The organism is Streptomyces sp. ML-6, assembly GCF_030116705.1.
GTDB lineage: Bacteria > Actinomycetota > Actinomycetes > Streptomycetales > Streptomycetaceae > Streptomyces.
This window is the reverse complement of record NZ_JAOTIK010000002.1, coordinates 84599-108893: the sequence shown is the minus strand read 5'-3', so window position 1 is coordinate 108893 and position 24295 is coordinate 84599. Positions and strand designations below refer to the sequence as shown.

At 69.0% G+C, this 24295-nt stretch carries 18 protein-coding genes and 3 pseudogenes; 16 read left to right on the top strand and 5 right to left on the bottom strand.

Annotated elements, in window-relative coordinates; all coding sequences use genetic code 11:
- The first annotated feature begins 9 nt into the window (after positions 1-9).
- Entirely contained in the window at positions 10-1347 is a 1338-nt protein-coding gene (locus tag OCT49_RS34485) for an MFS transporter (RefSeq protein ID WP_283856092.1), read from the top strand.
- Between the two features lie 835 nt (positions 1348-2182).
- Here the strand turns inward: OCT49_RS34485 and OCT49_RS34480 are convergent.
- Positions 2183-2815, bottom strand: a complete 633-nt coding sequence (locus OCT49_RS34480; protein ID WP_283856091.1) for a TetR/AcrR family transcriptional regulator — start codon at positions 2813-2815, stop codon at positions 2183-2185.
- Between the two features lie 107 nt (positions 2816-2922).
- Between OCT49_RS34480 and OCT49_RS34475 the strand changes: the two genes are divergently transcribed.
- The 3 genes from OCT49_RS34475 to OCT49_RS34465 all read left to right on the top strand — a co-directional run bounded on the left by OCT49_RS34475 (position 2923) and on the right by OCT49_RS34465 (position 7106).
- A complete protein-coding gene (locus OCT49_RS34475) occupies positions 2923-4479 on the top strand; it encodes an acyl-CoA synthetase (protein WP_283856090.1) in 1557 nt (518 codons plus the stop codon).
- A 14-nt stretch (positions 4480-4493) separates the two neighbouring features.
- Positions 4494-5666 (top strand): acyl-CoA dehydrogenase family protein, encoded by a 1173-nt coding sequence (locus OCT49_RS34470; RefSeq protein WP_283856089.1) that lies wholly within the window; start codon positions 4494-4496, stop codon positions 5664-5666.
- A 111-nt stretch (positions 5667-5777) separates the two neighbouring features.
- Entirely contained in the window at positions 5778-7106 is a 1329-nt protein-coding gene (locus tag OCT49_RS34465) for an MFS transporter (protein ID WP_283856088.1), read from the top strand.
- A gap of 447 nt (positions 7107-7553) precedes the next feature.
- Here OCT49_RS34465 and OCT49_RS34460 read toward each other — a convergent pair whose 3' ends face one another.
- Entirely contained in the window at positions 7554-8138 is a 585-nt protein-coding gene (locus tag OCT49_RS34460; RefSeq protein ID WP_283856087.1) for a TetR/AcrR family transcriptional regulator, read from the bottom strand.
- Between the two features lie 142 nt (positions 8139-8280).
- On the opposite strand from OCT49_RS34460, the gene OCT49_RS34455 reads away from it, so the two are divergent.
- From OCT49_RS34455 to OCT49_RS34425, 7 genes and pseudogenes are all read left to right on the top strand, one after another.
- Positions 8281-9072 carry a cyclase family protein gene (locus OCT49_RS34455; RefSeq protein WP_283856086.1) on the top strand — a complete coding sequence of 264 codons (792 nt, stop codon included), beginning with the start codon at positions 8281-8283 and terminating at the stop codon, positions 9070-9072.
- A gap of 111 nt (positions 9073-9183) precedes the next feature.
- A complete protein-coding gene (locus tag OCT49_RS34450) occupies positions 9184-10116 on the top strand; it encodes a fumarylacetoacetate hydrolase family protein (protein ID WP_283856085.1) in 933 nt (310 codons plus the stop codon).
- A complete protein-coding gene (locus OCT49_RS34445; RefSeq protein WP_283856084.1) occupies positions 10113-11339 on the top strand; it encodes a thiolase family protein in 1227 nt (408 codons plus the stop codon). Before OCT49_RS34450 ends, OCT49_RS34445 begins: the two co-directional genes overlap by 4 nt.
- Positions 11336-12820 carry an AMP-binding protein gene (locus OCT49_RS34440; RefSeq protein ID WP_283856083.1) on the top strand — a complete coding sequence of 495 codons (1485 nt, stop codon included), beginning with the start codon at positions 11336-11338 and terminating at the stop codon, positions 12818-12820. Before OCT49_RS34445 ends, OCT49_RS34440 begins: the two co-directional genes overlap by 4 nt.
- A 651-nt stretch (positions 12821-13471) precedes the next feature.
- Positions 13472-13633 carry a hypothetical protein gene (locus tag OCT49_RS34435; protein ID WP_283856082.1) on the top strand — a complete coding sequence of 54 codons (162 nt, stop codon included), beginning with the start codon at positions 13472-13474 and terminating at the stop codon, positions 13631-13633.
- A gap of 105 nt (positions 13634-13738) precedes the next feature.
- Positions 13739-14032, top strand: a pseudogene (locus OCT49_RS34430) (transposase); the annotation flags it as partial.
- Between the two features lie 42 nt (positions 14033-14074).
- Positions 14075-15058 carry a GNAT family N-acetyltransferase gene (locus OCT49_RS34425; protein ID WP_283856081.1) on the top strand — a complete coding sequence of 328 codons (984 nt, stop codon included), beginning with the start codon at positions 14075-14077 and terminating at the stop codon, positions 15056-15058.
- 87 nt (positions 15059-15145) lie between these two features.
- On the opposite strand, the gene OCT49_RS34420 is transcribed toward OCT49_RS34425, so the two are convergent.
- Entirely contained in the window at positions 15146-15679 is a 534-nt protein-coding gene (locus tag OCT49_RS34420) for a GrpB family protein (protein WP_283856080.1), read from the bottom strand.
- A 129-nt stretch (positions 15680-15808) separates the two neighbouring features.
- Between OCT49_RS34420 and OCT49_RS40215 the strand changes: the two are divergent.
- From OCT49_RS40215 to OCT49_RS34395, 5 genes and pseudogenes are all read left to right on the top strand, one after another.
- Positions 15809-16080 (top strand): annotated as a pseudogene (locus OCT49_RS40215) (oxidoreductase); the annotation flags it as partial.
- Between the two features lie 129 nt (positions 16081-16209).
- Positions 16210-18900 carry a SpoIIE family protein phosphatase/ATP-binding protein gene (locus OCT49_RS34410; RefSeq protein ID WP_283856079.1) on the top strand — a complete coding sequence of 897 codons (2691 nt, stop codon included), beginning with the start codon at positions 16210-16212 and terminating at the stop codon, positions 18898-18900.
- Between the two features lie 826 nt (positions 18901-19726).
- Complete coding sequence (locus tag OCT49_RS34405) at positions 19727-20068, top strand: hypothetical protein (RefSeq protein WP_283856078.1); 342 nt, start codon at positions 19727-19729, stop codon at positions 20066-20068.
- A pseudogene (locus tag OCT49_RS40210) lies at positions 19996-20696 on the top strand (reverse transcriptase domain-containing protein); the annotation flags it as partial. The gene OCT49_RS34405 and the pseudogene OCT49_RS40210, both read left to right, overlap by 73 nt.
- Positions 20679-21179, top strand: a complete 501-nt coding sequence (locus OCT49_RS34395; RefSeq protein ID WP_502963515.1) for a group II intron maturase-specific domain-containing protein — start codon at positions 20679-20681, stop codon at positions 21177-21179. The pseudogene OCT49_RS40210 and the gene OCT49_RS34395, both read left to right, overlap by 18 nt.
- A gap of 942 nt (positions 21180-22121) precedes the next feature.
- Here OCT49_RS34395 and OCT49_RS34390 read toward each other — a convergent pair.
- Both OCT49_RS34390 and OCT49_RS34385 read right to left on the bottom strand, forming a co-directional pair.
- Complete coding sequence (locus tag OCT49_RS34390; protein WP_283856077.1) at positions 22122-22838, bottom strand: ABC transporter ATP-binding protein; 717 nt, start codon at positions 22836-22838, stop codon at positions 22122-22124.
- Between the two features lies 1 nt (position 22839).
- Complete coding sequence (locus OCT49_RS34385) at positions 22840-24279, bottom strand: ABC transporter permease (protein ID WP_283856076.1); 1440 nt, start codon at positions 24277-24279, stop codon at positions 22840-22842.
- Between the last annotated feature and the right edge of the window lie 16 nt (positions 24280-24295).

The following is a 24295-nucleotide window of genomic DNA, read 5'->3' as shown; positions in this document are numbered from 1 at the left end:
AGGACACCGATGTCTTTGATCCGCGCTTCCCGCACACCAGGTGCGGCCCCATCGAACGAACCCCCGCGCGACGCGCTCGGCGAGCTGGACCGGCGCAATCTGCGGCGGCTGATGCCGCTGCTGCTGGCCGCCTACATCATGTCGTTCCTGGACCGGACCAACATCGGCCTGGCCAAGGAACGCCTGGAGGTCGACCTCGGCATCTCCGCCGCGGCCTACGGCCTGGGCGCGGGGCTGTTCTTCCTCACCTACGCGATCTCCGAGGTGCCCAGCAACCTGATCATGTACCGCGTGGGCGCCCGCTGGTGGATCACCCGGATCATGCTCACCTGGGGCGTCATCTCCGCCTGCATGGCCTTCGTACAGGGTGAGAAGTCCTTCTACGCCATGCGGCTGCTGCTCGGCGCCGCCGAGGCCGGGCTGCTGCCGGGCATCCTGCTCTACCTCACCTACTGGTTCCGCTCCGAGAGCCGCGGCAGGGCCATCGGGCTGCTCCTGCTCGGCGCCTCCATCGCCAGCGTCGTCGGCAACCCGCTCGGCGGACTGCTCATGGAGATGGACGGGATCGGCGGCTGGCACGGCTGGCAGTGGATGTTCGTCATCGAAGGCGCTCCCTGCCTCTTCCTGGCGGTCGCCATCTTCCGGTTCCTGCCCGACAGCCCGGCCAAGGCGCCCTGGCTGACGCCGGAGGAGGCCCAACAGGTCCAGGACGCGGTCGCCCGCGAGCAGGCCGAGGGAGCCGAGGCGGCCGGTAACGGCTCGGGATCCGGCTTCCTGCTGACGGTGCTGCGCGACAAGCAGATGCTGCTGGCCATCTTCGCCAACTGGACCCACCAGGTCGCCCTGTACTCCGTCGTCTACTTCCTGCCCGGCATCATCGGCGGCTGGGGCGACCTCTCGCCGTTCACCATCGGCCTGCTCACCGGACTGCCCTGGCTCACCGCGGCCGTCGGCGCCGTGCTGGTGCCGCCGCGCGCGACCACGCCCCGGCGCTCCCGCAACTTCGTGGTGGTCGGCCTGCTGATGATGTTCACCGGCCTCGTCGTCGCCGCCCTCGCCGGCCCCGTCATCGCCCTGCTCGGCTTCTGCTTCACCGGCCTGGCGTTCTTCGTCGTCCAGCCCCTCCTGTTCAACTTCCCCGCCACCCGGCTCTCGGGCAAGACCCTCGCAGGCGGCATCGCACTGCTCAACACCATCGGCATCACCGGCGGCTTCGTCGGCCCGTACATCATGGGCTACGCCGAGGACGCCACCGGCAACCACCTGTCCGGCCTGTGGGTGTCCATCGTCCTGCTGGCCCTCGGCGCGGTGGCGGCCACCCGCCTGCGCTTCTCCCCCAAGTCCTGAGCGGGACCGGCGTCGGCTCCTTCGGTCCGGGGGAGCCGGCGCCGGCACCCGGTCCGGGACAACGGGCACCGGTACCCGGTCCGGGACAGCCGGTGCCGGACGAGACCGGGCGGCGGCTCATCGGGGGCAAGGATCTCGCCGAGTTCTCAGTGGAGCCGGCCAAGGGCGGTGACGGTGCGGAGAACGCTTCGTCCACCCCGGGCCGCCACGCCTGCCCCTGGATTGTCACCGTGGTGAACTCGGCGATATCGCCGCCCAGGTGGAGATCCAGGCAGGCCCGCATCGGCTTCCGGGGCGGGTGGGAGCCACGCGGCACGGTACGGGCGGGCCTCCGGCCGGAGGCCGGTTCTTACGCAGCCGATCCCCGGCTCGGGGTGGTCGTGGTGGGTGCGGGGCCGGCGGGCCGACTTCCAGATACCGTCGGTGCCCGGGTGGAAGTTCCAGGCGGCCCTGTCGGCAACGTCATCGGCGGCGGGCTCGCCGACCTTTGGGGGACGAGGAGCTCCGCGAGCGTGAGGCACCGCCCGTACGGCTCCGTGAACGTGAGGCCGTCCAGGGCGCCGGCCGGTGTGGCGGGCAGCGGGGAGGGGCACACCGGAGCCCCGCCGGACACGGCGGCTCGGAAGGAGTTCCCGCCCCGATGCCGTGTGCCATCGGGCCGGCCCGGGCGGGATCGGTGTATCCCCGCGCCCGGACGAGGTCAGCCAACGAGGGAACGCCTGTCATGCGTTCGCTCCACTCTTCGATCGTGCGCCTCCTGAACTCATTATCGTACACATTGTTCGGTAACTTGACCAGAGATGGGCAGCGAAGACGGCCGCGTGGGCGGGGCGCCTCAGGGGGTGAGGTCGAGGGCCCCCGGTGCATCGGACGGGGTGAGCCCGGTGGCCCAGACGCGACCGTAGACCGACAGATCGCGCAGGTGGGCGGTGATCTCGGCGGCGCCGTAGCCGGTGTCGTTCTCCACCCACCAGGTGAGCAGGGCGATGAGTTCTCCCGTCCAGGCCCGCGCGACAACGTCCAGAGGGATCCTCGGGGCCACCGCGAGTTGCTCGACCCGCGTACGGAAAGCGGCTTCGGCGTGCATGCAGATGAGGTCCGCGAACTCGCGCAAAGCGCGGCCGTCGCCCTCGCCCCGCAGGATGACCTGGTAGACGGGCTTCTCCTGCTCGGCATGTTCGAAGATGTACTTCACCGGCAGTCCGGTGAACCCTTCCGCATGCGCCTGTCGCATCGCCGGCAGGAGGCGTTCGCGGTCCTCGGCCAGGTCGCGGACGATGCCGACCAGGAGGTCCTCCTTGTCGCGGTAGTGCGCGTAGAAGGTGGCGCGGCCGACATCGGCGCGCTCGGTGATCTCCTCGACCGTGACCGCGTGGAACCCCTTGTCCAGGACCAGTTCGACCAGGGCCTGGCGCAGTGCGGCACGCGTCCTGCGGACGCGGCGGTCTCCCGCGGGCTTCATGTCCATTTCGCTTCCTTCTCCTCCGGACCGTTGACCTGACCCTAACGCTGCCCTTACGTTTCCGCACACCAAGATTGATACCCGACACTCTGTTCGGAAACTCTGGAGGTGTGATGAATCTCGGGCGGTACGTACGCCGGACTGCTGGCCATCAACCCGGAGCCGAGGCTGTGGTCTGCGGACCGGTCCGGCTGACGTATGCGGAACTCGACGATCACAGCGACCGCCTCGCGACGGCTCTGCGCGCACTCGGCCTGAGCCGGGGCGACCGCGTGGCGATCCTCGCCGACAACCGAGCCGAACTGGTCGTCACGGAAGTCGCCCTCTACAAGGCCGGCCTGGCCCGAGTGCCGATCAACGCCAGGCTCGGCGCCGCCGAGGTGGCCCATCTGCTCGCCGAGTCCGACGCGCGGGTGCTCCTGACGGACGCCGCCCACCTGGACATCGCCCGCGCGACAGTGCCCGGCACGGGCGTGAGGACCGTACTCGGCTACGACGGCCCGAACGATCTCGGCACCGGCTACGCCGAGACCCTCGCGGGCACCGGGCCGGAACCCGTCGACACGGACTGCGACGAGGGCGACATCGCCGTACTGCATTTCACCTCGGGCTCCACCGGCAAGCTCAAGGCGGCGGTCCAGACATACGGAAACAGGCTCGCCCTGATGCGCAAGTCGGTGATGAGCGCCGACACCCGGGTCGGTCCCGGCGGCCGGCAGATCCTGGCCGGGCCGGTCACCCACGCCTCCGGCATGCCGCTGATGGGGATCTTCTTCGCCGGCGGCTGCGCGATCGTCCTGCCGCGTTGGGACGCCGAGGAGTTCCTCGCCACCGTCCAGCGCGAGCGTGCCACCCACGCCTTCGTCGTGCCGACCATGGTCAACACCGTGCTCGCACTGCCGAACGCCCGCGACCACGACCTGTCCAGCCTGCGCCAGCTGACCTACGGCGCCGCGCCGATGTCACCGGCCCGCATCAGGGCCGCCTGGGACCTCTTCGGCCCCGTCCTCTCCCAGGGATACGGGTGCGGCGAGACCACCTCCGGCGTGCTGTTCCTCTCCACCGAGGACCACCGGCGCGCGATCGAGGGTGAGGACGAAGAACTGTTGCTGTCCTGCGGACGTCCGCTCGCCGAGGCGGAGGTCGCCATCGTCGACGACGGCGGAAAGCCCGTACCGGACGGGGAGATCGGCGAGATCGCCGTGCGCGGGCCCGATGTCGTGCCCGGCTACCACAACGAGCCGGAACTCACGGCGGAGACCTTCCGGGACGGCTGGTTCCTCACCGGCGACCTCGCCCGGCGCCGCGCGGACGGCTACGTCTTCATCGTCGACCGGAAGAAGGACATGATCGTCTCCGGCGGGTTCAACATCTACGCCGTCGAGGTCGAGTCCGTCCTGCACCAGCACCCCGACGTGTACGAGGCCGCCGTCGTCGGCGTCCCCGACGAGCAGTGGGGCGAGGCCGTCACGGCGGTCGTCGTGAGGCGCGACGGCGCCACCCTCACGGAGGCCGACCTCGTCGACTTCTGCGCCGAGCACCTCGCCCGTATGAAGAAGCCCCGCTCGGTCGACTTCGTCGCCGCGCTGCCCCACAACCCCAACGGCAAGATCGACCGCCGCGCCATCCGCGACCGCTACTGGGCGGGCGCCGAACGCCGCGTCAACTGAACAGGATCACCGGCATGCCCTTCACCCTCGAACCCTCCTACGACGACAACCCCCGCCTCCAGGACCTCGTCCTCCGCCTCCGTGCCTATCTGCGCGACGAACTCGTCCCGTACGAGCACGAGCGCGGCATCACCGCCGAGACCAAGCTCGACCGCCCCACCCTCGAACACGTCTGGAAACGCAGCGCTGAACTCGGCTTCTACGGCATCAGCCTGCCGCCGGAGCTGGGCGGTCAGGGCCTGAACTTCTCCGAACTGTGCGCGCTCAAGGAGGAGCTGACCGCCTCCGGCGCCGCGCTCTCGCACTCCGTCCTCGGCGACATGGGCGGACCCCTGCGCGTCGGCGCGATCGTCAAGTACGCCACCGAGGACCAGCGGGAGCGCTACCTGATGCCCGTCGTCCGGGGCGAGCGGGCGTGCTGCTTCTCCATCACGGAAGAGGACGCGGGCTCCGACGTACGCCGGATGACGACCACCGCCACCCCGGACGGTGACAGCTACGTCCTCAACGGCAAGAAGGTGTTCAGCTCCGCCGCCCCCTTCGCGGACTTCGCCATCGTCGTGGCCCGCATGGCCGGCGATGAGGAGGAGGCTTACAGCGCTTTCCTCGTCGACCTGGACACCCCCGGCTGCACCGTTCTGGAGGGTGAAGTCCCCATGTCCGGCCAGCAGATGGAAGGCGATCTCGTCTTCGACGACTGCCGGATCCCGGCGGCGAACCTGCTCGGCGAGATCGGCCAGGGCCTGCGCATCGGCATCGGCCGCATCACCCTCAACCGCCTGCTGCACTGCCCGTCCCTGATCGGCGCCGCCCGTCGTGCCTGGGACCTGTCCCTTCAGTACGCGATGAACCGCGTCGTCTTCGGCCAGCCGCTCCTCGCCCACCAGGCGATCCACCACAAGATCGCCGAGATGGCCACCGAGATCTACGCCGCCCGCGCGATGGTCATGACCACCGCCGCCAAGGCCGACCGGGGCGACAACGTCTCCGTCGAGGCCAACATGTGCAAGCTCTTCACCTCCGAGGCGGCCTTCCGCGTCGCCGACCAGGCCGTCCAGATCCACGGCAAGGCCGGCCTGACCCGCGGCAACGAGGTCGAACAGATCTTCCGCACCCTGCGCATGTACCGGATCGTCACCGGAACCACCGAGATCCACAAGAACGCCATCGCCAAGGGCCTGATCTGACCGACCACCTTGGTGTCCGGGCGGCACCGCGGGCCCCGCAGCCGGGGCCCGCGGCCACGGGGAACCGCCCACTCGCCCCCCTGCCCCACTCGCATCCGCAGGAGCCGCCCCATGGCACCGCACACCGCCGCGCAGCCGCGGCCCACCGACGCCCCGGACCCCACTCCCGAGCGCCGCCGCGCCTGGCTGGTCACCGCCTTGATCGTGACGTTCATGGTCATCAACTTCGCCGACAAATCGGTCTTCGGCCTCGCCGCCGTTCCGATCATGGAGGAGCTGGACCTCAGCAACAGCACCTACGGCCTGATCTCCAGCTCCTTCTACTTCCTCTTCAGCCTCTCCGGACTGCTCGTCGGATTTCTCTCCACCCGCCTCTCCAGCCGCATCCTGCTCTTCGGCATGACGCTGCTGTGGGCCGTCGCGCAGCTACCGGTCCTGGTCGTGGCCTCGGTGCCCACCCTGCTCGCCGGCCGCATCCTGCTCGGCGCCGCCGAGGGACCGGCGGCCTCCATGTCCATGCACGCCCTGTACAAGTGGTTCCCGCCCGAGCGCCGCGCCCTGCCCTCGGCCCTCCAGATCGGCGGAGCGGCTCTGGGCACGCTCATCGCGGCACCCCTGGTGACCTGGCTCATCGAGGGATACGGATGGCGCTCGGCGTACGCCGTCCTCGCCGCCGTCAGCGCGATCTGGGCGCTGGGGTGGTGGCAGATCGGTCACGACGGCCCCTACGATCACGCCCGCTCCGGCCCCGGCGCCGGGAAGGGTGAAGATCCTCGGCTGCCCTACCGCAGGCTCCTGTCGACCGGCACCATCCTCGGCAGCATCTCCAGCGCGTTCGGCGCGGAATGGGCGCTGTCCCTCAGCCACGCCTGGCTGCCCGCCTATCTCAGGACCGAGCTGGACATGTCGGCGGAGTCCACCGCGACCACCATCAGCGTCATCTCCGGTTACGGCCTGCTCCTGCTGCTCGCCGTCTCCCCGGTCGTGGACGCGCTCAAGGCGCGCGGCGTCAGCAGCCGTTGGTCGAGCGGGGCGGCCCAGAGCATTGCGGTGTGCGTCGCGGGCTGCGCGATGGCCGCCTTCCCGTTCATCGGGAGCACCGTGGGCCGTCTGGTCCTGATCGGACTGGCCTTCGGCACGATCGCCATCGCCATTCCCCTGCACTACATGACCGCGGCCGAGGTCGTGCCCACCTCTCAGCGCGGCGCCGTCTTCGGCATCGTCGCCGGACTCGGCACCCTGCCCGGCCTCGTCGCACCCTCTCTGACCGGCCACCTCATCGACACGGCCGAGTCTCCCGCCGACGGCTACACCACAGCGTTCCTCACCGCCGCCGCGGTGATGCTCGTCGCCGGTGTGCTCGCCCTGACCGCCATCCGGCCAGAGCGCGATGCCCGTCGTCTGGGCCTGGACCACGGGCCGGCGGACGGAGCGCACTGAGATCGGCTCCCGCCGGCCTCGGCGCGCAGCTTCGGCGCGGCGGCTGGGCGCGGCGGTGCCGGCTCCGGAAGCCGGCGGTTCCCCGGCCCGTGAAGCGACCCGAGTCGCCCCTCACCCTCGCCCGCCCCTCGGTACCCGGCCATCCGTTCTTGCGCTCCAACAGCGCCGGCAACCCCCACACACAGGCCGGAGCCGACTCTCGCGGCTCGCTCCGCGTGAACCGGTGGGCAAACGCTCGTGCAACCCAGCGAGCCCGTCCGGCCACCGACGAGCATCCGCCTCGGACATGTCCCCACCCATGAATAGCCCAAGAGCGAACCGAACACCCCTTCCCGGCAAGCACCGTTGCAGTACCAGCTCGCCCGAGCTGCCCGGGCAGCCCGGGCGAACAGGCAGGGGTCAGGTGCCGGACGGAACGGGGGGTTCGGCGCCGGACGGAACGTGGGGTCAGGTGCCGGAGAGCGCAGCGGTGTAGATGTCCGTCATCGCGGTCACGGCCTGCCGGCGGTCCAGGGCCGGGTCCAGGTGGTGCTGGATGTTGATGCCCAGGGTGCCGCCGAGCAGTGCCGTCGCGACGGCCTCCGGGGCGGCGACGTGTGCGCCCGCCGCGCGCAGGTGGTCGGTGTACAGGCCGCGGATCTTGGCATACTCCTCGGCGTACGTCGCACGCAAGGGCGACTCGCGGCTCACCACCTCGATCAGGAGTGTCGAGAAGATGCGCGCCTCGGGTCGGGACATCAGGGCGAAGTTCGCCTCGATCAGCGCCTCGATCCCGGTGTCCGGTCCGGCGGCGTCCAGGCGTTCGCGCATGAAGCCCGCGCCCCACCGGAACGCTTCCTCGACCACCGCCTTCAGCAGCCCGTCCTTCGAGCCGAAGTGCCAGGCCACGGATCCCCGGCTGATGCCGGAGCGCTCCGCCACGGCCTGGACCGACGCCGCGGCAGCCCCGCCCTCGGCGGCGAGTTCCCACGCGGCGGCCACCAGGCGGCGCCGGGTCTCGGCGGAGATCTCCTGCTTGCGGGTCGCACCCACGCGGTGTCCTTCCCAACGTTGCGGCTGCTTGACGCAGCCGATTCTGTCACGCCGACCGGGCGACGCCCCGGGGCCGACGAACCTTGCCTATGTTAGCGATCCAGTTCTATGCTGAACGTCCAATAACCAAGAAGGGCTCGACATGGCACTGATCGACCTCACCCGGACGCTGGACCCCGCCGACCGCGAACGGCTCCCCGAGCAGCTGCGCGCCCTCGCCCCGGTGGTCGCACCCGTCGTGGCCTACGCGCACCCGGCGGGCGAGGGCCGAGAGCAGTTCGCCGCCGCCATGCACTGCAGCATCGAGGACCTGCCCGACGGCGAGGGCTGGGGCGCGGAACTGCTCACCGACTTCAACACCCACCTCGGCACCCATGTCGACGCCCCGCTGCACTACGGCTCGACCTGTGAGGGCAGGCCCGCCCGTACCATCACCGACATTGCCCTCGACGAGCTGTGGTGCGAGGCGCTCGTGCTGGACCTGCGCGGCCGGTGCGAACCGGACGCCCCGATCACCGTCGAGGCACTGGAGTCCGCCCTCGCCGACAACGGCGCCCCGGTCCCGGCCGGTGGGGCGATCCTGCTGCGCACCGGCCAGGAGCGGTACGGGCTGTCCGACCCCGAGTTCTTCCGCTACCCGGGCATGAGCCGCGAGTCGACGCTGTTCCTGGCCGACCTCGGGGCCAAGGTCCTGGGCACCGACGCGGCGGGTTGGGACCTGAGCTTCTCCGTGATGGCGGGCAAGTTCCGTGAAAGCGGCGACAACTCCGTGCTGTGGGACGGTCACCGGGCCGGCCGTGAGCGGGAGGTCTTCATCGTCCAGCAGCTGACGAACCTCGCCGCCCTGCCCCCGTCGGGGTTCCGGGTGGCGTTCTTCCCCATCAAGATCGCCCGTGCGAGCGCCGCCCCGGCCCGCGTCGTGGCCTTCGTCTGACACCCCGGCCCTTGCTGAGGATCTGACACCCCCGACCCTTGCTGAGGATCTGATCTTCCAGCCCCTGCTGAGGATCTGATCCCCGGCTCCTGCTGAGAAGAGGAACCGGCTGTGAAACTCGCAACCGTGGAGCACGACCGTGTCGAGCGGACCGCGCTCGTGCTCGACCAGGGCGAGCGCCTGTTGCTGCTCGACCGCGCCCACCGCCTGGTGACCGGTGAGCACGCCCCCGCGCTGACCACCATGCAGGCGATCATCGAGGGCGGCGAACCCGTGCGGCAGACCCTGGAGCGGCTCGCCGAACAAGTCCCGCCCGAAGCGGTCGTCGCCGCGTCCGAGGTGCGCTGGCTGTCCCCGCTGCCCCAGCCCGTGCAGATCCGGGACTTCGGCAGTTTCATGGATCACTTCCGCAATGCCCGCTCCCGGATCCAGGGCATCCCGGCCGACCAGGTCGAACTTCCCGCCATCATGCTCGAACGCCCGCTGTACTACGTGACCAACCGGCTCTCCGTGACCGGCCACGACAGCGACATCCACTGGCCCGCCTACTCCTCGGTGCGGGACTACGAGCTGGAGTTCGCCTGCGTGCTGGGCCGCGGCGGCACGGACATCCCCGCGACGGACGCCCCCTCGCACATCTTCGGCTACCTGATCTTCAACGACTTCAGCGCCCGAGACACCCAGCTGGAGGAGATCGCCACGGGCCTGGGCCTGAGCAAGAGCAAGGACTTCACCGACGCGAACGTCCTCGGCCCATGGATCGTCACCGCCGACGAGCTCGGCGACCCGTACCGGCTCACGATGACCGCCCGCATCAACGGCGAGGAGGTCAGCCGGGGCACCTCCGCCGACATGCACCACAGCTTCGCCGACATGATCGCATTCGCCTCCCGGTCGACCCGGCTGCATGCCGGAGAGGTCCTGTGCTCGGGCACCGTGCCCACCGGCTGCGGGCTGGAACACGGCCGCTTCCTGGAACCGGGCGACACCGTGGAACTCGAAGTCTCCGGCCTGGGCGTGCTGCGCAACCGGGTCGTGTCATGAACCGCGAAGCACTCATCCTCGGCGTCGGCGCCACCCCCTTCGGCCGCCACCTCGACCGCTCCGCCGGCGATCTCGCCGGCCAGGCCGCACACGAGGCACTGCGCGACGCCGGACTCGCCCCGGCCGATGTCGGCGCCGTCTTCCACGCCACGGTCAGCCAGAAGGCGATCGACGGCCAGCACATGATCCCCGGCCAGGTCGCCCTGCGCCCGCACGGGTTCGCCGGGGTACCCGTAGTGAATGTGGAAAACGCCTGCGCGGGCGGCGCCACAGCCCTGTGGCTGGCGATCGCCCACGTACGGGCAGGCCTGTCGGACACCGCCCTGGCCGTCGGCGTGGACAAGCTCGTCTGCGCCGACCCCGCCCAGGGACTGGCGGTGTTCGACGGAGCCATGGACGTCGCCCACCGCGAGGAGACCCTGGCCGCGCTCGCCGCCCTGACCGACCCCCTGCCGCCCGAACTGACCGTGGACGGCGACCGGTCGGTGTTCATGGAGATCTACGCCTCCCTGGCCCGCGCCCACATGCAGCGCTTCGGCACCACCGAAACCCACCTGGCCGCGGTCGCGGCGAAGAACCACGCCCACTCCGTCCACAACTCCCGAGCCCACTTCCGCCGGGCGTTCACCACGCAGGAGATCCTGGCCGCACGGCGGGTGGCATGGCCGCTGACGGTGCCGATGTGCTCACCGGTCAGCGACGGGGCCGCCGCCGTCGTCGTGACGCGGGCCGACCTCACCCATGACGAGTCGGCCGTGGCGGTGCTGAGCAGTGTCCTGCTGTCGGGCACCGACCGGGAGGCGGACGACGCCGGACGGCACATCGGCCGCCGGGCCGCACGTGCCGCCTACGAGAAGGCCGGCATCGCTCCGCAGGACATCGACGTGGCGGAGGTCCACGACGCCACCGCCTTCGGCGAGATCCAGCAGGTGGAGAACCTGGGATTCTGTCCGATCGGCGACGGCGGACCGTGGTCGGCCTCGGGCGCCGGCGCGCTCGGCGGCACCCTCCCGGTCAACCCGTCGGGAGGACTCGAATCGCGCGGCCACCCGGTGTCCGCCACCGGACTGGCGCAGATCCACGAACTGGTCACCCAACTACGCGGCCGGGCGGGCAAGCGCCAGGTCCCCGACGCGCGCATCGCCATCGCCGAGAACGGCGGCGGCCTCTACGGAATCGAGGAGGCGGTGGCCTCCGTGACCATCCTGGGGAGAACACGATGACACCCGGATACGCGGACCTGATCCTGTCGGCGCTGCGCAGACGGCCCGAGCGCACCGCCTTCCGCTTCACCGGCGACGACAAGACCAAGCACACCTGGACCTATGGCGAGACCGCGGAACGGATCGAACGCACCGCGGCCGCGTTCGGACAACTGGGTCTCACACCCGGCGACGGGATCGCCCTGCTGTGCGGCCCGAACCCGCAGGCGTTCACCGTCATGGCCGCCGCCTGCCTGGCCGGAATGCGCTACACCGCCCTGCACCCGCTGGCCACCGCGGACACCGACCGGACCATCCTGCGCGACAGCGCGTCCGACTACCTGGTCGTGGACGACACCCGCTTCGCCGCCCGCGCCCGCCCCGACGGCACCAAGGTGATCACCCTCGCCGAACTCGACCGCCTCGCCGCCGACACGCCCCCCGGCCCCGACGACCCGCGCGGCCCCGCCCTCTACCTCTTCTACACCGGCGGCACGACCGGCGAACCCAAGGGCGTGATGCTGCGCGACCGCTCCCTGCTCGCCAACGCCTGGGCCTCCTCCACCTGGGCCTGGCCACCGGACACCCACTTCCTGATCACCACCCCCATGTCGCACGCCGCCGGGCTCCTCGTCGCCCCCGGCCTGCTCCACGGCGCCGGCTTCGAACTCCACCCCTCCTTCGACCCGGACCGCGTCATCGACGCGATCGAACGCGACGGCGTGAGCGCCACGTTCGTCGTCCCCACGATGTTGTACTCCCTGCTCGACCACCCCCGCCTCCCCACGGCCGACCTGTCAGGGCTGAACTGGGTCCTCTACGGCGCCGCACCCGCCGACCCCGCCCGCCTCGCCCAGGCACACCGGCTCCTCGGCCCCGTACTCAGCCAGCACTACGGCCAGGCCGAGGCTCCCAACGCGCTGACCGTCCTGGACCCGGCCGAGCACCGCGACGACCCGAACGTCCTGGGCAGCTGCGGCCGGCCGATGCCCGGCGTGGAAATCGCCCTGCTCGACCCGCACGGCAGGCACGTACCGGCAGGCGAGCCCGGCGAGCTGTGCGTCCGAGGACCGCTCGTGATGGACGGCTACTGGAACAAGCCCGAACAGACAGCAATCGCGCTCGACGGAGGCTGGCTGCACACCGGTGATGTCGCCCGCCGGGACGACACCGGCCTGATCACCATCATCGACCGGATCAAGGACATCATCATCACCGGCGGCTTCAACGTCTACCCGCGCGAAGTCGAGGACGCCCTCGCCACACACCCGGCCGTCGCCGCCAGCGCCGTCTACGGCACACCCGACCCGCACTGGGGCGAAGCCGTCACCGCCACCGTGGTCCTGCACCCCGGACAGCAGGCCACCCCAGCCGATCTGACGGAGCACGTCCGTGCCCGCAAGGGCGCACTCTGGGCCCCGAAACTGCTCCGGCTCGCCGATTCGCTCCCCCTCACCGCCCTGGGCAAGGTGGACCGGAAGAAACTCCGCAACCAGCCCTGAACAGGGCTCGGGCGGGTAAACCGCCGCACCTGCCCGGACGACGATTGCCCGGCGGCACCGGCACGGGACCCCGGTGGACCTGTCCTGGAAATGACAGGTCCACCAAGACCTCCTGCACACCCGGCCGCGCAGGAGGAGCGGGGCGCTCTCCCTCCGTTCGCAGACGAGGCAGTCTCTCGGGCCGGCCGACCAGGACATACCGGCCGTGTACGGGCCGGGCACGGCTGGCTCTGTCACGCATTCGGCGGTGCCTGAATGCCGACGTCGAAGTGCCTGGTCCGGCATCCAAGCGCAGCAGACGCAGACACGTCCTCAAGCCGGACGGGCGCTGCCTCACTGGTGGCGTTACCTGCACCGACCTGGGAACAGCGCTGCCGACGACGGCACGGAAGCGGCAGTTCGCCGAGGCATGCTGAGATGCGGCATGTCACCCGTACCGCACGGCACCCCCACCGAACCTCCGTGGGGTAGGCCGTCGGCCGCGGCTTGAAGCAGTGGCGGACGTTCTTCTGATTGCGAGGGAGGAGCTGGCCGAGGCCCTGGCCGTGTCCGCCGCCGAGACGACTGCCGTGACCGAGGCGGAGCAGGAAGCCGTCTGGCGCTGAGAAGCACCAGCCGCTGACCTGGGCCGACGGCGAGGCCATCGGTTTCATGAGACACCCTGAACGCGAAGAACTACTCCACGACCACTGCCTGATCCTGAACCGCGTGCAGCACACTGATGGATGCCGAAACCGCCACCACCGCAATCAAGGATTCCTGGTCATGAGCGGCATCTACGACGCCCAGTACGGGCCCACCACCGAGCAGTAAGGGCCACGACCATGAACAGCGCCAACACCTACCGCGACGCGGCTCTTCAGGACCGCGTCGACGAGAACCGGCAACTCCGCCGCGACGCCGCCCGCGCCCTGGAGCTCATCGAACGAGGACGAACTGTTGGCGTTCTACGACTTCCCCGCCGAGCACTGGATCCACCTGCGGACAACCAACCCCGTCGAGTCGACCTTCACGACCGTCCGTCTGCGGACCAAGGTCACCAAGGGTGCCGGATCCCGGGCCGCCGCCCTGGCGATGGTCTTCAAGCTCGTCGAGGCCGCCCAGGCCCGCTGGCGAGCCGTGAATGCACCCCACCTCGTTGCCCTCGTCCGCGCCGGGGCCTGTTTCGAACGCGGCCAGCTCGTTGAACGGCCGCAGACGACCGCGGCGTGAATAGGGTGGCGGGCCTGCCTCGAAGTTCGAGATCATCCGGTCATGTTGGATGGCACGGCAGGACAGGACCTTCCGGTCGGCTTCGGGTTCCGGCCGTATCGCGGCGACGAAGACCACGGCGCCATGGCTGCGGTGCGGCGGGGGTGTGCTGAACGGGACCGGGTCGATGCCCAGTCGGTTGTGGAAGGGCTCCCGACAGCAGCCGAGATCGCGGAAGCTTCTGCCAAGTTGGAGGAGCCGTCCAAGAACCAGATCCTGGTGGTGTGCGACGGGAGCGTCGTCGGCTACTCGACGATCCGGTGGTGGCAGGAGCGGGACGATACGTGGCTATACCTGCACCGCGGCTACCTCTTGCCCGAGCATCGCGGCCAGGGCATCGGCTCAGAGATGCTGAGCTGGGCCGAAGAGCGGATCCGCCGGCTCGTCAAACAGCATGGAACGGCGCGGACGGCAGTGATCGGCGCGAACGCCATGACCTCCGAGCAGGATGCCACGGCACTTCTGCGCGCAGCCGGCTACCGACGTGTCTTCAGTCTGGTCGAGCTGGAGCTGGGCGATCTGCAGCAGATGCCCGAGCCGGGCGACGAACTGCCGGCCGGGATACGGACGGGGCCGATCGGGACAAGCCACTACCGTGCAGCCTGGAGGACGGTCGTCGATTCGTACGCGGACAGCGGCTTCACTCAGAGATGGCCGTTCCAGGACTTCGTCGACACCGCCGACCCGGCATGCTGGAGGGCTGCCTGGAACGGGCAGGACATGGTCGGCGTCGCCCTCTGCTCCATCCGCCGTCACGACCACACCGTGGGCGAGGTAGAAGAGCTGAGTATCCGGACGGATCAGCGACGCCTCGGAATCGGCCGGGCCCTGCTACTGGACGGGCTGCAAAGCCTTCGCGAACAGGGTGCAACGATCGCCCGGCTGTTCACGGGCACGGCAAATCCACACCGGTCCTACGACCTCTACGAGAGCGTGGGGTTCCGGCGGCAGAACGAATACGTCCGCTACCGCAAGCCGCTTGCTTGATCGACCGGCCATCGGGCTGTCCGGTCATCCACAGGATTTGACAATAGCTCAGCGTCGACATCACCAACCCGTGCGGCCACCGTCACGTCACGGTTCTCCGGCGGCCCGAGCGACGTAGGACTTCGCGACCAGTTCCTCCACCAGAGCGCTCTTCGCCCTCGAGTAGTCCCGTCTGCCCTGGCTGTCGGCGCGGAACCGCTGTGCGAGGGCCACCTTCAACGCACTGTAGCGCCGGACTTCATCGGGCCGCTGACGTAGGTAGTCACGGAGCAAGACGTGATCAAGGTGGGGTCTGGATCCTTTGACCACGCTGTACAGGTGATGCTCGGGAGCCGCAGGAGGGGCTTGAAAGGCCTCCCGCCCCGGAATCCCCAAATCGCCTTCGTGCCGGTAGCCCCGCTCGGAAAGCCGGGAGATCAGCGCGGGCATGGTGGCCTCCTCGGCCACCACGATGTCGAGGTCGATGATCGGCTTGGCGGCACATCCGGGCACGGCTGTGCTTCCGACATGCTCGATGGATACAGCCAGGTCCGCGGCATGAGGTGCAAGCCGCTGCCGCAGGTCCTCAAACCGCTCGGGCCATCGGGGGTCATAGTCGCCGACCACGATCATGCCAGTCATGCCAGCAGTCTCGCAGGATCGCCAGGGCCCATCGAATCGCTCTGACGGCCCCGGCTATCGCGTACCGAGTCGTAACGGACCGCAGGGACGCGGAACGCAAGTAATTGGTCGGCCGCGTATTTCTGAAGCATGCATGATCGCCCGTGTGGTACCCGTCTCGCCCACCACATTGCGGTGCTCCGATAACCTGCGGCCTGGCCTGTGAGGGCGGCACCACCACGGATCTCGTCGCCGAGTATTACGCCCAGCGCGCCTCGGCAGGCCTCATCATCACGGAGGGCATCCAGCCGTCCGTGGTGGGCCAGGGCCACCAGACCGGGTCCTCCCCGCCGATCCGGGCCGACGGTATCCGTACTCCTGGCGTTGAATCCGTACTGCCCTGGCGCCGAGCCGGTTCCGCTGCTGCCGGATTGTCGTCGGGCCGACGCGCGGTACCGCCTCCGAGCGAGCCCTGACCGCACGCACCTTCGAGCTCGCGGTGTTACAAAGAGCACTGGGTTAGTCGTTTCGGCCGATTCCGGAGCGCACAGATGCGGTCACTCACGGGCAAACGCCCCCGGAGCCTCGCAGGCCAGGTCTTCGCCCTGCAGGTGGTTGTGGTCGTGCTCCTCGTGGCTGCTTCGGTGCTGGCACTCGTAGTGCAGGCCCGGCACGCCAGCAGTACGGAGGCGCGAAACCGCTCCGTCGCCGTCGCGCAGACGTTCGCCCATTCACCGGTCCTCCTGACCGCGCTGAAGGCTCCTGATCCTTCCAGAGTGCTCCAGCCGCTCACCGAGGCGGGGCGGAAGGCGGCGGGCGTCGATTTCATCGTGGTGATGGACACGAACGGGATCCGCTACACGCATCCCCGGCCTGAGCTGATCGGGAAGAGGGTCGTCGCCACCATCGCACCGGCGCTGGCCGGCCACGTGTACACCGAGACGGTCAACGGCCCGCTCGGCCGCGAGGCGCAGACGATCGTCCCCGTCCACGATCACTCGCAGGTCGTCGCCCTGGTGGCCGCCGGCGTGAAGATCGAGAAAGTGACCGGAGCGGTGGCGCGGCAGATTCCGATCATCCTCGGCGCAGGAACGATCGTGCTCGGAGTGGCCACGGTCGGAACGGCCCTGGTGACCAGGCGGCTGCGGCGGCAGACCCACCGTCTGGGCCCTGCCGAGATGAATCGCATGTACGAGCACCACGACGCGGTGCTGCATGCCGTACGCGAAGGTGTGCTCATCGTCAGCAAGGACGGCCGACTGCTGCTGGCCAACGACGAGGCCAGACGGTTGCTGGATCTGCCGGTCGACGCCGAGGGGCGACGCATCTCGGACTTGTCCAGCCTTGATCCCGGCATGGTGGAGCTGCTGGCCTCAGGGCGCGCGGCCACGGACGAAGTGCATCTCGTGGGGGGCCAGCTGCTCGCGGTGAACCAGCGGCCCACGGATCGTCACGGTGGCCCCCGGGGGACAGTCACGACCTTGCGTGACTCCACAGAACTGCGGGTGCTGTCCGGCAGGGCGGAGAACGCCCGCGAGCGGCTGAACCTGCTGTACGACGCGGGCCTCGGTATCGGCACCACGCTCGATGTGGTGCGCACGGCCGACGAACTGACCGAGATCGCGGTCCCCCGGCTCGCCGACTTCGCAACCGTCGATCTGGCCGAACCGGTCCTCCACGGTGACGAGCCGACCAGTACGGACACGGGCATGCACCGCACCGCTGTACACGGCATCCGGGACGACCATCCCCTGTACAAAGTCGGCCAGCTGATCAGCTTTCTCCCCTCCACACCCCAGGCCCGGGCCTTCGCCACCGGTCGGCCGGAGCTGGTGCCCGACCTGTCCACCACACCCGGCTGGCTCGCCCAGGACCCGGAGCGAACACGAATGATCGTCGGTTACGGCATCCATTCGCTCATCACGGTCCCCCTCCAGGCACGGGGCGTCATCCTGGGCATGGCCAACTTCTGGCGCTCCGAGAAGCCCCAGCCGTTCGAGGAGGACGATCTGTCCCTGGCCGAAGAGCTGGTCGCGCGGGCAGCCGTCAGCATCGACAACGCCCGCCGGTACACCCGTGAGCACGCCATGGCCGTGACTCTGCAGCGCAGCCTGCTCCCGCGGGCCCTGCCCGAACAGAGCGCGCTCGACGTCGCCCATCGCTACCTGCCCGCAATCTCCGGGGTGAGCGGCGACTGGTTCGACGTGATCCCTCTCCCGGGCAGCCGGGTGGCGCTGGTCGTCGGGGATGTCGTCGGCCACGGCCTGCACGCGGCCGCAACAATGGGACGACTGCGTACGGCCGTACACAACTTCTCCACACTCGACCTGCCGCCCGACGAGATCCTCCACCACCTCGACGACCTGGTCGGGCGCATCGACCAGGAGGAGGCGGGAACCGCCGCCGATGCGGGAATCGTAGGGGCCACCTGCCTGTACGCGATCTACGATCCCGTCTCCCGCCACTGCGCCATGGCCCGTGCAGGGCACCCACTGCCCGCACTGGTCCGGCCCGACGGCAGTGTGTCGTTCCCCGACCTGCCGGCCGGCCCGCCCCTGGGCCTGGGCGCCATGCCGTTCGAGACGGCCGAACTGGAGGTGACGGAGGGCACGCAGTTCGTCCTCTACACCGATGGGCTCATCGAGGACCGCACCCGGGACATCGACGTGGGGATCGAGCTGCTGCGTCAGGCCCTGGCGTGCCATCCCGACCGGTCGCCGGAGGAGAGCTGCCAGGCGGTTCTCGACGCGCTCCTGCCGGATCGGCCGAAGGACGATGTGGCACTGCTCATCGCCCGGGCGCGGGCGATCCCGCCCGACCATGTCGCCGACTGGGACGTGCCGTTCGATCCTGCCGCTGTGGCGGGAATGCGCGCTGCCGTGGCAGAGCAGGTCGACAACTGGGGTCTGTCCGAGCTTGCGTTCGCCACGGAACTGCTGCTCAGCGAGTTGATCACCAATGCCATCCGCTACGGCTCCGCGCCGGTCACCGTACGACTGCTGTACGACCGCACCCTGACCTGTGAGGTGGCCGACAGCAGCAACACCTCGCCCCATCTGCGCGATGCCGCCGCGATGGACGAAGGGGGCCGCGGCCTGTTTCTCGTGGCACAACTGGCCGAGCGTTGGGGCGCCCGTTACACCCCCCAGGGAAAGGTCATCTGGGCGGAGATGTCGTTGCCCCGGCCCGACGGGAGCGCGGAAGGCGCGGCGCGGTCGGACGTCCTCGACGCGGAAATCTGACCGCTGGACCGGCAGGTCCCCGAAATCTGCGGTGGGTGCTCGGAGTAGTTCAGCGCGTATGCTCGACAGCCGCTTCAGTCGCTTCAGCTCCCTTCCGCAAGGCCTCCTCCGGGCCGCGGAACCCTTCTGGGGTGCGTTTCGAAGGTGCTGGTCACAGCCACTCGTTGTTGGCTGAGACCGGCACGGTCGCCTCGTAGCGGACGGCGAGCTTGTCGTATCTCGTGGGTGCGCCACGAGGCGCCATGGAATCGAGTGAGGTGAGAGACCTTCACCGCCGGGTTGTCGCAGCAACCTGGTTGAAGCTGGGGGAAGTTCGGCTCGGGGGATGCCGAGTCGAGCGGTAAGCAGCCCCGACAACGTCGGGACGGGCTGGCACTGCCAGACGGTCCGGGTCCGGCTAGTGAGACGGGAAGGTGCACGCGAGGAATCAGTGCTTGACGCCCCGTAATTACGACACCGGCTCGAACCTGGCGGATCTGGGCCGGATGCAGTGCACGACCACCGCTAGCCGGTGGTCGACTCCGAAGCCGATTCCACGTATCGGTGAGGAGGCCACGCCGAAAGCCTGCGGCGTAAGCGGGGCGATGCTGCCGGGGTAGAGCTGAGCACCTCACCCGTCGATTGATTCCGTGGTGAACGTGGGAACTGCCCGCGGGCACCCCAAGCCGGACCTCCAGTCCGGTGGAGGGCAGGCCCATCGCCGGCTGATGGCCGTCGGGCAGGACGGAGACTCCGTAGTACTCCGAGGCCGGGAAAGCCGGCCACAGAGGGAAGGGGGTCAGCAAGTCGGCAGTAAGGATGCTGGAATGCCAGGGGGTGGTCGCCGGTGAATTCCGACGAGCTGGAATGGGCCTTTATGAAGGCCGAACGCCGGGTACTGGATATCCAGACCAAGCTGCACCGTTGGGCTGCTGATGATTCTCATCGCAAGTTCGACGATCTGTTCAACCTCGTGGCCGATCCCGCCTTCCTGTTGGTGGCGTGGGACCGTGTCCGGGGAAACAAGGGTGCCCGCACGGCCGGTGTGGACGGGAAGACCGCCCGCTCCATTGAGGCCGGGCCGCCCGCTCCATTGAGGCCGGGCAAGGAGTCGAGATGTTTCTCGGCAGGTTGCGGGATCAGATCAGAGACCGCAGTTTCCGGCCGGTCCCCGTGCGTGAGCGGATGATTCCCAAGGCGAACGGCAAACTCCGTCGCCTTGGGATTCCGACCGTGGTGGACCGAGTGGTCCAGGCGTCCTTGAAACTGGCGCTGGAGCCGGTGTTCGAAGCGGATTTCCTCCCGTGTTCCTATGGGTTCCGCCCGAATCGCCGGGCTCATGGCGTGATCGCCGAGACTCGCTACCTCGCCAGCCACGGATATGAGTGGGTGGTGGAGGGCGACATCACGGCGTGCTTCGATGAGGTCTCGCACCCGGCTCTCATGGAGCGGGTGAGGAATCGAATCGGGGACAAGCGGGTGCTGTCCTTGGTGAAGGCGTTCTTGAAGTCCGGGATCCTGTCCCGGGACGGAGCCTTCACGGACACACGCACCGGAACCCCGCAGGGCGGGATCCTTCGCCGCTGCTGGCCAACATCGCGCTCTCGGTCCTGGACGAGCACATCGCCCAGGGGCTTGGAGGATCAGATGGCACCTCCGAGGATCGGCGCAGGAGACGGCGCCGGGGATTGCCCAACTATCGGCTGGTCCGGTATGCGGATGATTTCCTCGTGCTTGTCTTCGGGCGCCGTGAGCATGCCGAGGAATTACGCGACGAGGTCGCGGAGGTGTTGAAGCCGATGGGCCTTCGCCTGTCGGTGGAGAAGACAAAGATCACGCACATTGACGAGGGCCTTGATTTTCTCGGATGGCGCATCCAGCGCCACCGGAAACCGGGCACTGACCGGCAATACATCTACACCTATCCGGCACGGAAGTCAGTGCGTTCCGCAACGGGCAAGGTGAAGGAACTGACCGGACGGCAGAACGTCGGCTTGTCGCTGGAGTCCTTGCTCCACCGGCTGAACTCGGTGTTGCGGGGATGGTGCGCGTACTTCCGTCCCGGAGTGTCGAACGTCGCTTTCTGTTACCTCAGCCACTACACGTGGATGAGGATGACGCGATGGATCCGGCGCAAGCATCCCGGGATCACTTGGAAGCAGCTCCGTCGACGCTATTACGGCGGTGGCTGGTGGCCTGCCACGGAGGAAGCGGAATTGTTCAACCCGGCAAAGGTGAGCACGACCAGATACCGATACCGGGGAACACTCATCCCGACCCCGTGGCTCACTATGACATGAGGAACTGAGCATCCCGAAACGGGATTTGTGGAGAGCCCGGTGCCCGGAGACGGGCACGCCGGGTTCGGGAGGCGGCTCGGGGAAACCCGCTGGTGGAGACATCGGCAGGGCGCCCCGAGTCGACCTCACCGACCACGCGGTGACGCTTGAGGCGATTGATGCCGCACTCCATCGCATGGCGCTCTTTGCAGTCGGCCATGCCGGACTTCGGCGGCCGGCCACCGAGGAGCCGCGCTTTTTGCGGTTGGCGATCTGGTCACACTTCTCCGGGATCGTGCAGCGGATGCGGATACCGTGCTTGCGCAGGTAGGTGCGGTTCGCGCGGGAGCCGTAGGCCTGCCCCGCACGAACCCCTGTCCGGCCGGGGCACGGGCGGCCCGGCCCGAGCCCGGGCACCCGGATACGCCCAGGATCACTTGGAATCGAGGCGAGCCACCGCGCTGCCCGGCAGTGATCACAAGTGACATCGGCTTCTGGGCAGGCTCGACCGCCAGGTGGAGCCTGGTCGTCAGCCCGCCCCGGGAGCGTCCGAGCCCGTGGTCGTCGGGTTCGGCGAAGATGCCACCTGGCGGCTCGACCTGCATCCCCCTTCTTCTGCGGGCACCCGCCGCATACAGGCGGGCGCGGGAGATGGCCGAGTCACCGAGACGTCCCAGGTGATCAGCGGGGGGCAACAGTCATGCCGGGCCCGGAGGCCAGCGACCCTCTTGCAGGACCGCGAAAAGCATCACGGGGCAGTTTCGTGGATTTCTCCTCCGACTGCCCTCTGCGGCTCGGCTGCGCCCGGCGTACTGCCGATTCTGCCGGCGATCACTGGTGTCACAAGAGGGCGGAACGAGCCGGATCCGCGCAAGCGCGAACGGCCGTGGCCCCGGCGCCCATCTCCGCGCGGGAAACGCGACGACAGGGGGCGCCGGGTCCACGGCCCGCGCCACGTCAGGATCAGCCCTGCGGGACGAGTTTGCCGCGCTTGAGGATCAGGGTCTCGTCGCAGGCGGCGGCGACTTCTTTGGAGTGGGTCACGACGATCACGCACTTGCCCTCGTGGGCCAGTTTCTGGAAGACCTCGATGATCCCGGCGGCGGTCTCGTGATCGAGAGCACCGGTCGGCTCGTCGGCGAAGAGGATGTCGACCTCGCAGGCAAGCGCCCGGGCGATGGCCACGCGTTGCTGCTGACCACCGGAGAGCTGGAGCGTACGTCGCCCCCGATCGCCGGGCTCGATACCGAGGAGGTCGAGGAGTTCGTTGGCGCGCTGCTTCCGGCTGCCGCCCTTGACGCCGGTGATCTCCATGGCGGAGGTCACGTTCTGCACGGCGTTCATGTAGGTCAGCAGGTTCAACGACTGGAACACCGTGGCCACGTGCCGGTTGCGGTACGTGCCCAGGCCCAGTTTCGCCACGTCCTGACCCTTGAAACGGACATGGCCCGAAGTAGGCGCGTCCAGTCCGCTGGCCAGGGACAACAAGGTCGACTTGCCGGAACCGGACGGGCCGACAATCGCGTACATGCGGCTGGCCTCGAAGGCGTAGGAGACGGACTTGAGGACCACGCGACGCCGGTTGCCGGTGCTGTACGTACGGCTCACGTCGGCGAGTTCGAGGATCGGCGCGGTCATGCCGCCCCGCGCGGTGATGTCGACGGTGGGAGAGGCGGTCACGTCAGTCGCCCTTCGTGAGGATGTCGCGCGGGTTCAGGCGCAGCACACGCGCGCCGGGGACGAGGGTAGCGAGGGCGGCGATGCCGAGGCCGGTGGTGCCGACCTTGGCGATGTCGGCAGGGCCGAGGTTCACGTCGAGCGAGTCGATGGGGTCGATCTCGGGCTGATCGTCGCCCTTGTTTCGCATACCTGTGGGGTCGCTGGGGTCACGTTGCAGGCCCTCGTTCTCGGCGTGCTTGTTGGCCGACTCGACCTCGCCGGCGAGCAGCTTGTCACCGATCGCCGCAGAGACGAACTGGCTGCACACCCCGGCCAAGCCGATCGCGAGGACGGCACAGGCCACGACCTCGACGAGATGCTGGCCCAGGAGCTTGGGCTTCTTCTCGCCGAGCGAGAGCAGGATGCCCAGCTCACCTCGGCGTTCGCGCAGGTTGGAGGCCACGATGAGGGCCAGGATGATCGTGCCGGCGACGGCGACGAGCCACACGGTGACGGTCGCGAAGCTCGCGGTCTTGGTGATGGGACCGACGAGGGTCTTGTACTGCTTGTCGTTGACCGCGACCGGGAAGATCTGGAGGTCGGCGCCCGCCTTCTTCGCGTCCTCCTTGAGACGGCCGAGGTCACTCGGGTCGTTCAGCTTGAAGGTGGCCGACTCGAGGGTGCCGCCTCCGTCGGTGGTCTTGCCGCCGAGGAGGCTGGCGCCCTCGATGTTCGTGTAGACCTGGTTGGCCGGGTCCATCATCGCGGGCACGTACTGGCCGGTGGGGGCCGTGCTGTTCTTGTAGATGCCGATGACCTTGAACTCGTGTTCCTCGGTCGGCATGCCGTTGCTCAGGTCGCCCTTCTTGAGCTTGACCTTGTCGCCGACCTTGAGCTTGTTCTCCTTGGCGACCCGCTCCTCGACGACGATCTCGTCGTTCCTCGTGTCGGGGCCGATGCCCTTGCCGGCGATCATCTCGGAGTCGCCGTTGCGGAAGGCGCCCACCTCGTCGAGCTTGCGGACCCCATCCACCTTGAACAGGTCGGTGCCGGTGATGTCCTGGCCGGCCGGCGGCGGAACCGGCTGGGAGAGCTTGGTCGATTCGGTCGGGAAGGCCGCGCCCTCGGCCGTGTAGTTGCAGTCGGCGACGACGGAGGACTTGCATATCCTGTCGACCAGGTCGCGCTTGAGGTCACCGGCCGACCCGATGGTGCCGGGGATCTGTCCACCTCCCCGGCGGCCGTCGTTCTGGCCGGACGCCAGCAGCCCGTTCACGTCGAGCTGCATCGTGGCGACCGCGCCCACGCTCCTCTTGGCACTGTCGGCCGCGCGCGCCGCCGCCGACTGGATCAGGAAGCCGGACAGCACCAGAGTGCACATGACGAAGAACAGGCCGACCAGCATCAGTGTCTTGCCCGGGGTGCCGGTGAGCCGCCACCACGCACGTTTGAAGAGGTTCATGGACGGCACGCTATGA

Bases quoted from the DNA above. Each gene is read 5' to 3' on its own strand.
- OCT49_RS34485 (WP_283856092.1), top strand. From the start codon at position 10: ATGTCTTTGATCCGCGCTTCCCGCACACCAGGTGCGGCCCCATCGAAC.
- OCT49_RS34480 (WP_283856091.1), bottom strand. From the start codon at position 2,815: ATGGACATGAAGCCCGCGGGAGACCGCCGCGTCCGCAGGACGCGTGCC.
- OCT49_RS34475 (WP_283856090.1), top strand. From the start codon at position 2,923: ATGAATCTCGGGCGGTACGTACGCCGGACTGCTGGCCATCAACCCGGA.
- OCT49_RS34470 (WP_283856089.1), top strand. From the start codon at position 4,494: ATGCCCTTCACCCTCGAACCCTCCTACGACGACAACCCCCGCCTCCAG.
- OCT49_RS34465 (WP_283856088.1), top strand. From the start codon at position 5,778: ATGGCACCGCACACCGCCGCGCAGCCGCGGCCCACCGACGCCCCGGAC.
- OCT49_RS34455 (WP_283856086.1), top strand. From the start codon at position 8,281: ATGGCACTGATCGACCTCACCCGGACGCTGGACCCCGCCGACCGCGAA.
- OCT49_RS34445 (WP_283856084.1), top strand. From the start codon at position 10,113: ATGAACCGCGAAGCACTCATCCTCGGCGTCGGCGCCACCCCCTTCGGC.
- OCT49_RS34440 (WP_283856083.1), top strand. From the start codon at position 11,336: ATGACACCCGGATACGCGGACCTGATCCTGTCGGCGCTGCGCAGACGG.
- OCT49_RS34435 (WP_283856082.1), top strand. From the start codon at position 13,472: ATGAGACACCCTGAACGCGAAGAACTACTCCACGACCACTGCCTGATC.
- OCT49_RS34425 (WP_283856081.1), top strand. From the start codon at position 14,075: ATGTTGGATGGCACGGCAGGACAGGACCTTCCGGTCGGCTTCGGGTTC.
- OCT49_RS34420 (WP_283856080.1), bottom strand. From the start codon at position 15,679: ATGACTGGCATGATCGTGGTCGGCGACTATGACCCCCGATGGCCCGAG.
- OCT49_RS34410 (WP_283856079.1), top strand. From the start codon at position 16,210: ATGCGGTCACTCACGGGCAAACGCCCCCGGAGCCTCGCAGGCCAGGTC.
- OCT49_RS34395 (WP_502963515.1), top strand. From the start codon at position 20,679: ATGGGCCTTCGCCTGTCGGTGGAGAAGACAAAGATCACGCACATTGAC.
- OCT49_RS34385 (WP_283856076.1), bottom strand. From the start codon at position 24,279: ATGAACCTCTTCAAACGTGCGTGGTGGCGGCTCACCGGCACCCCGGGC.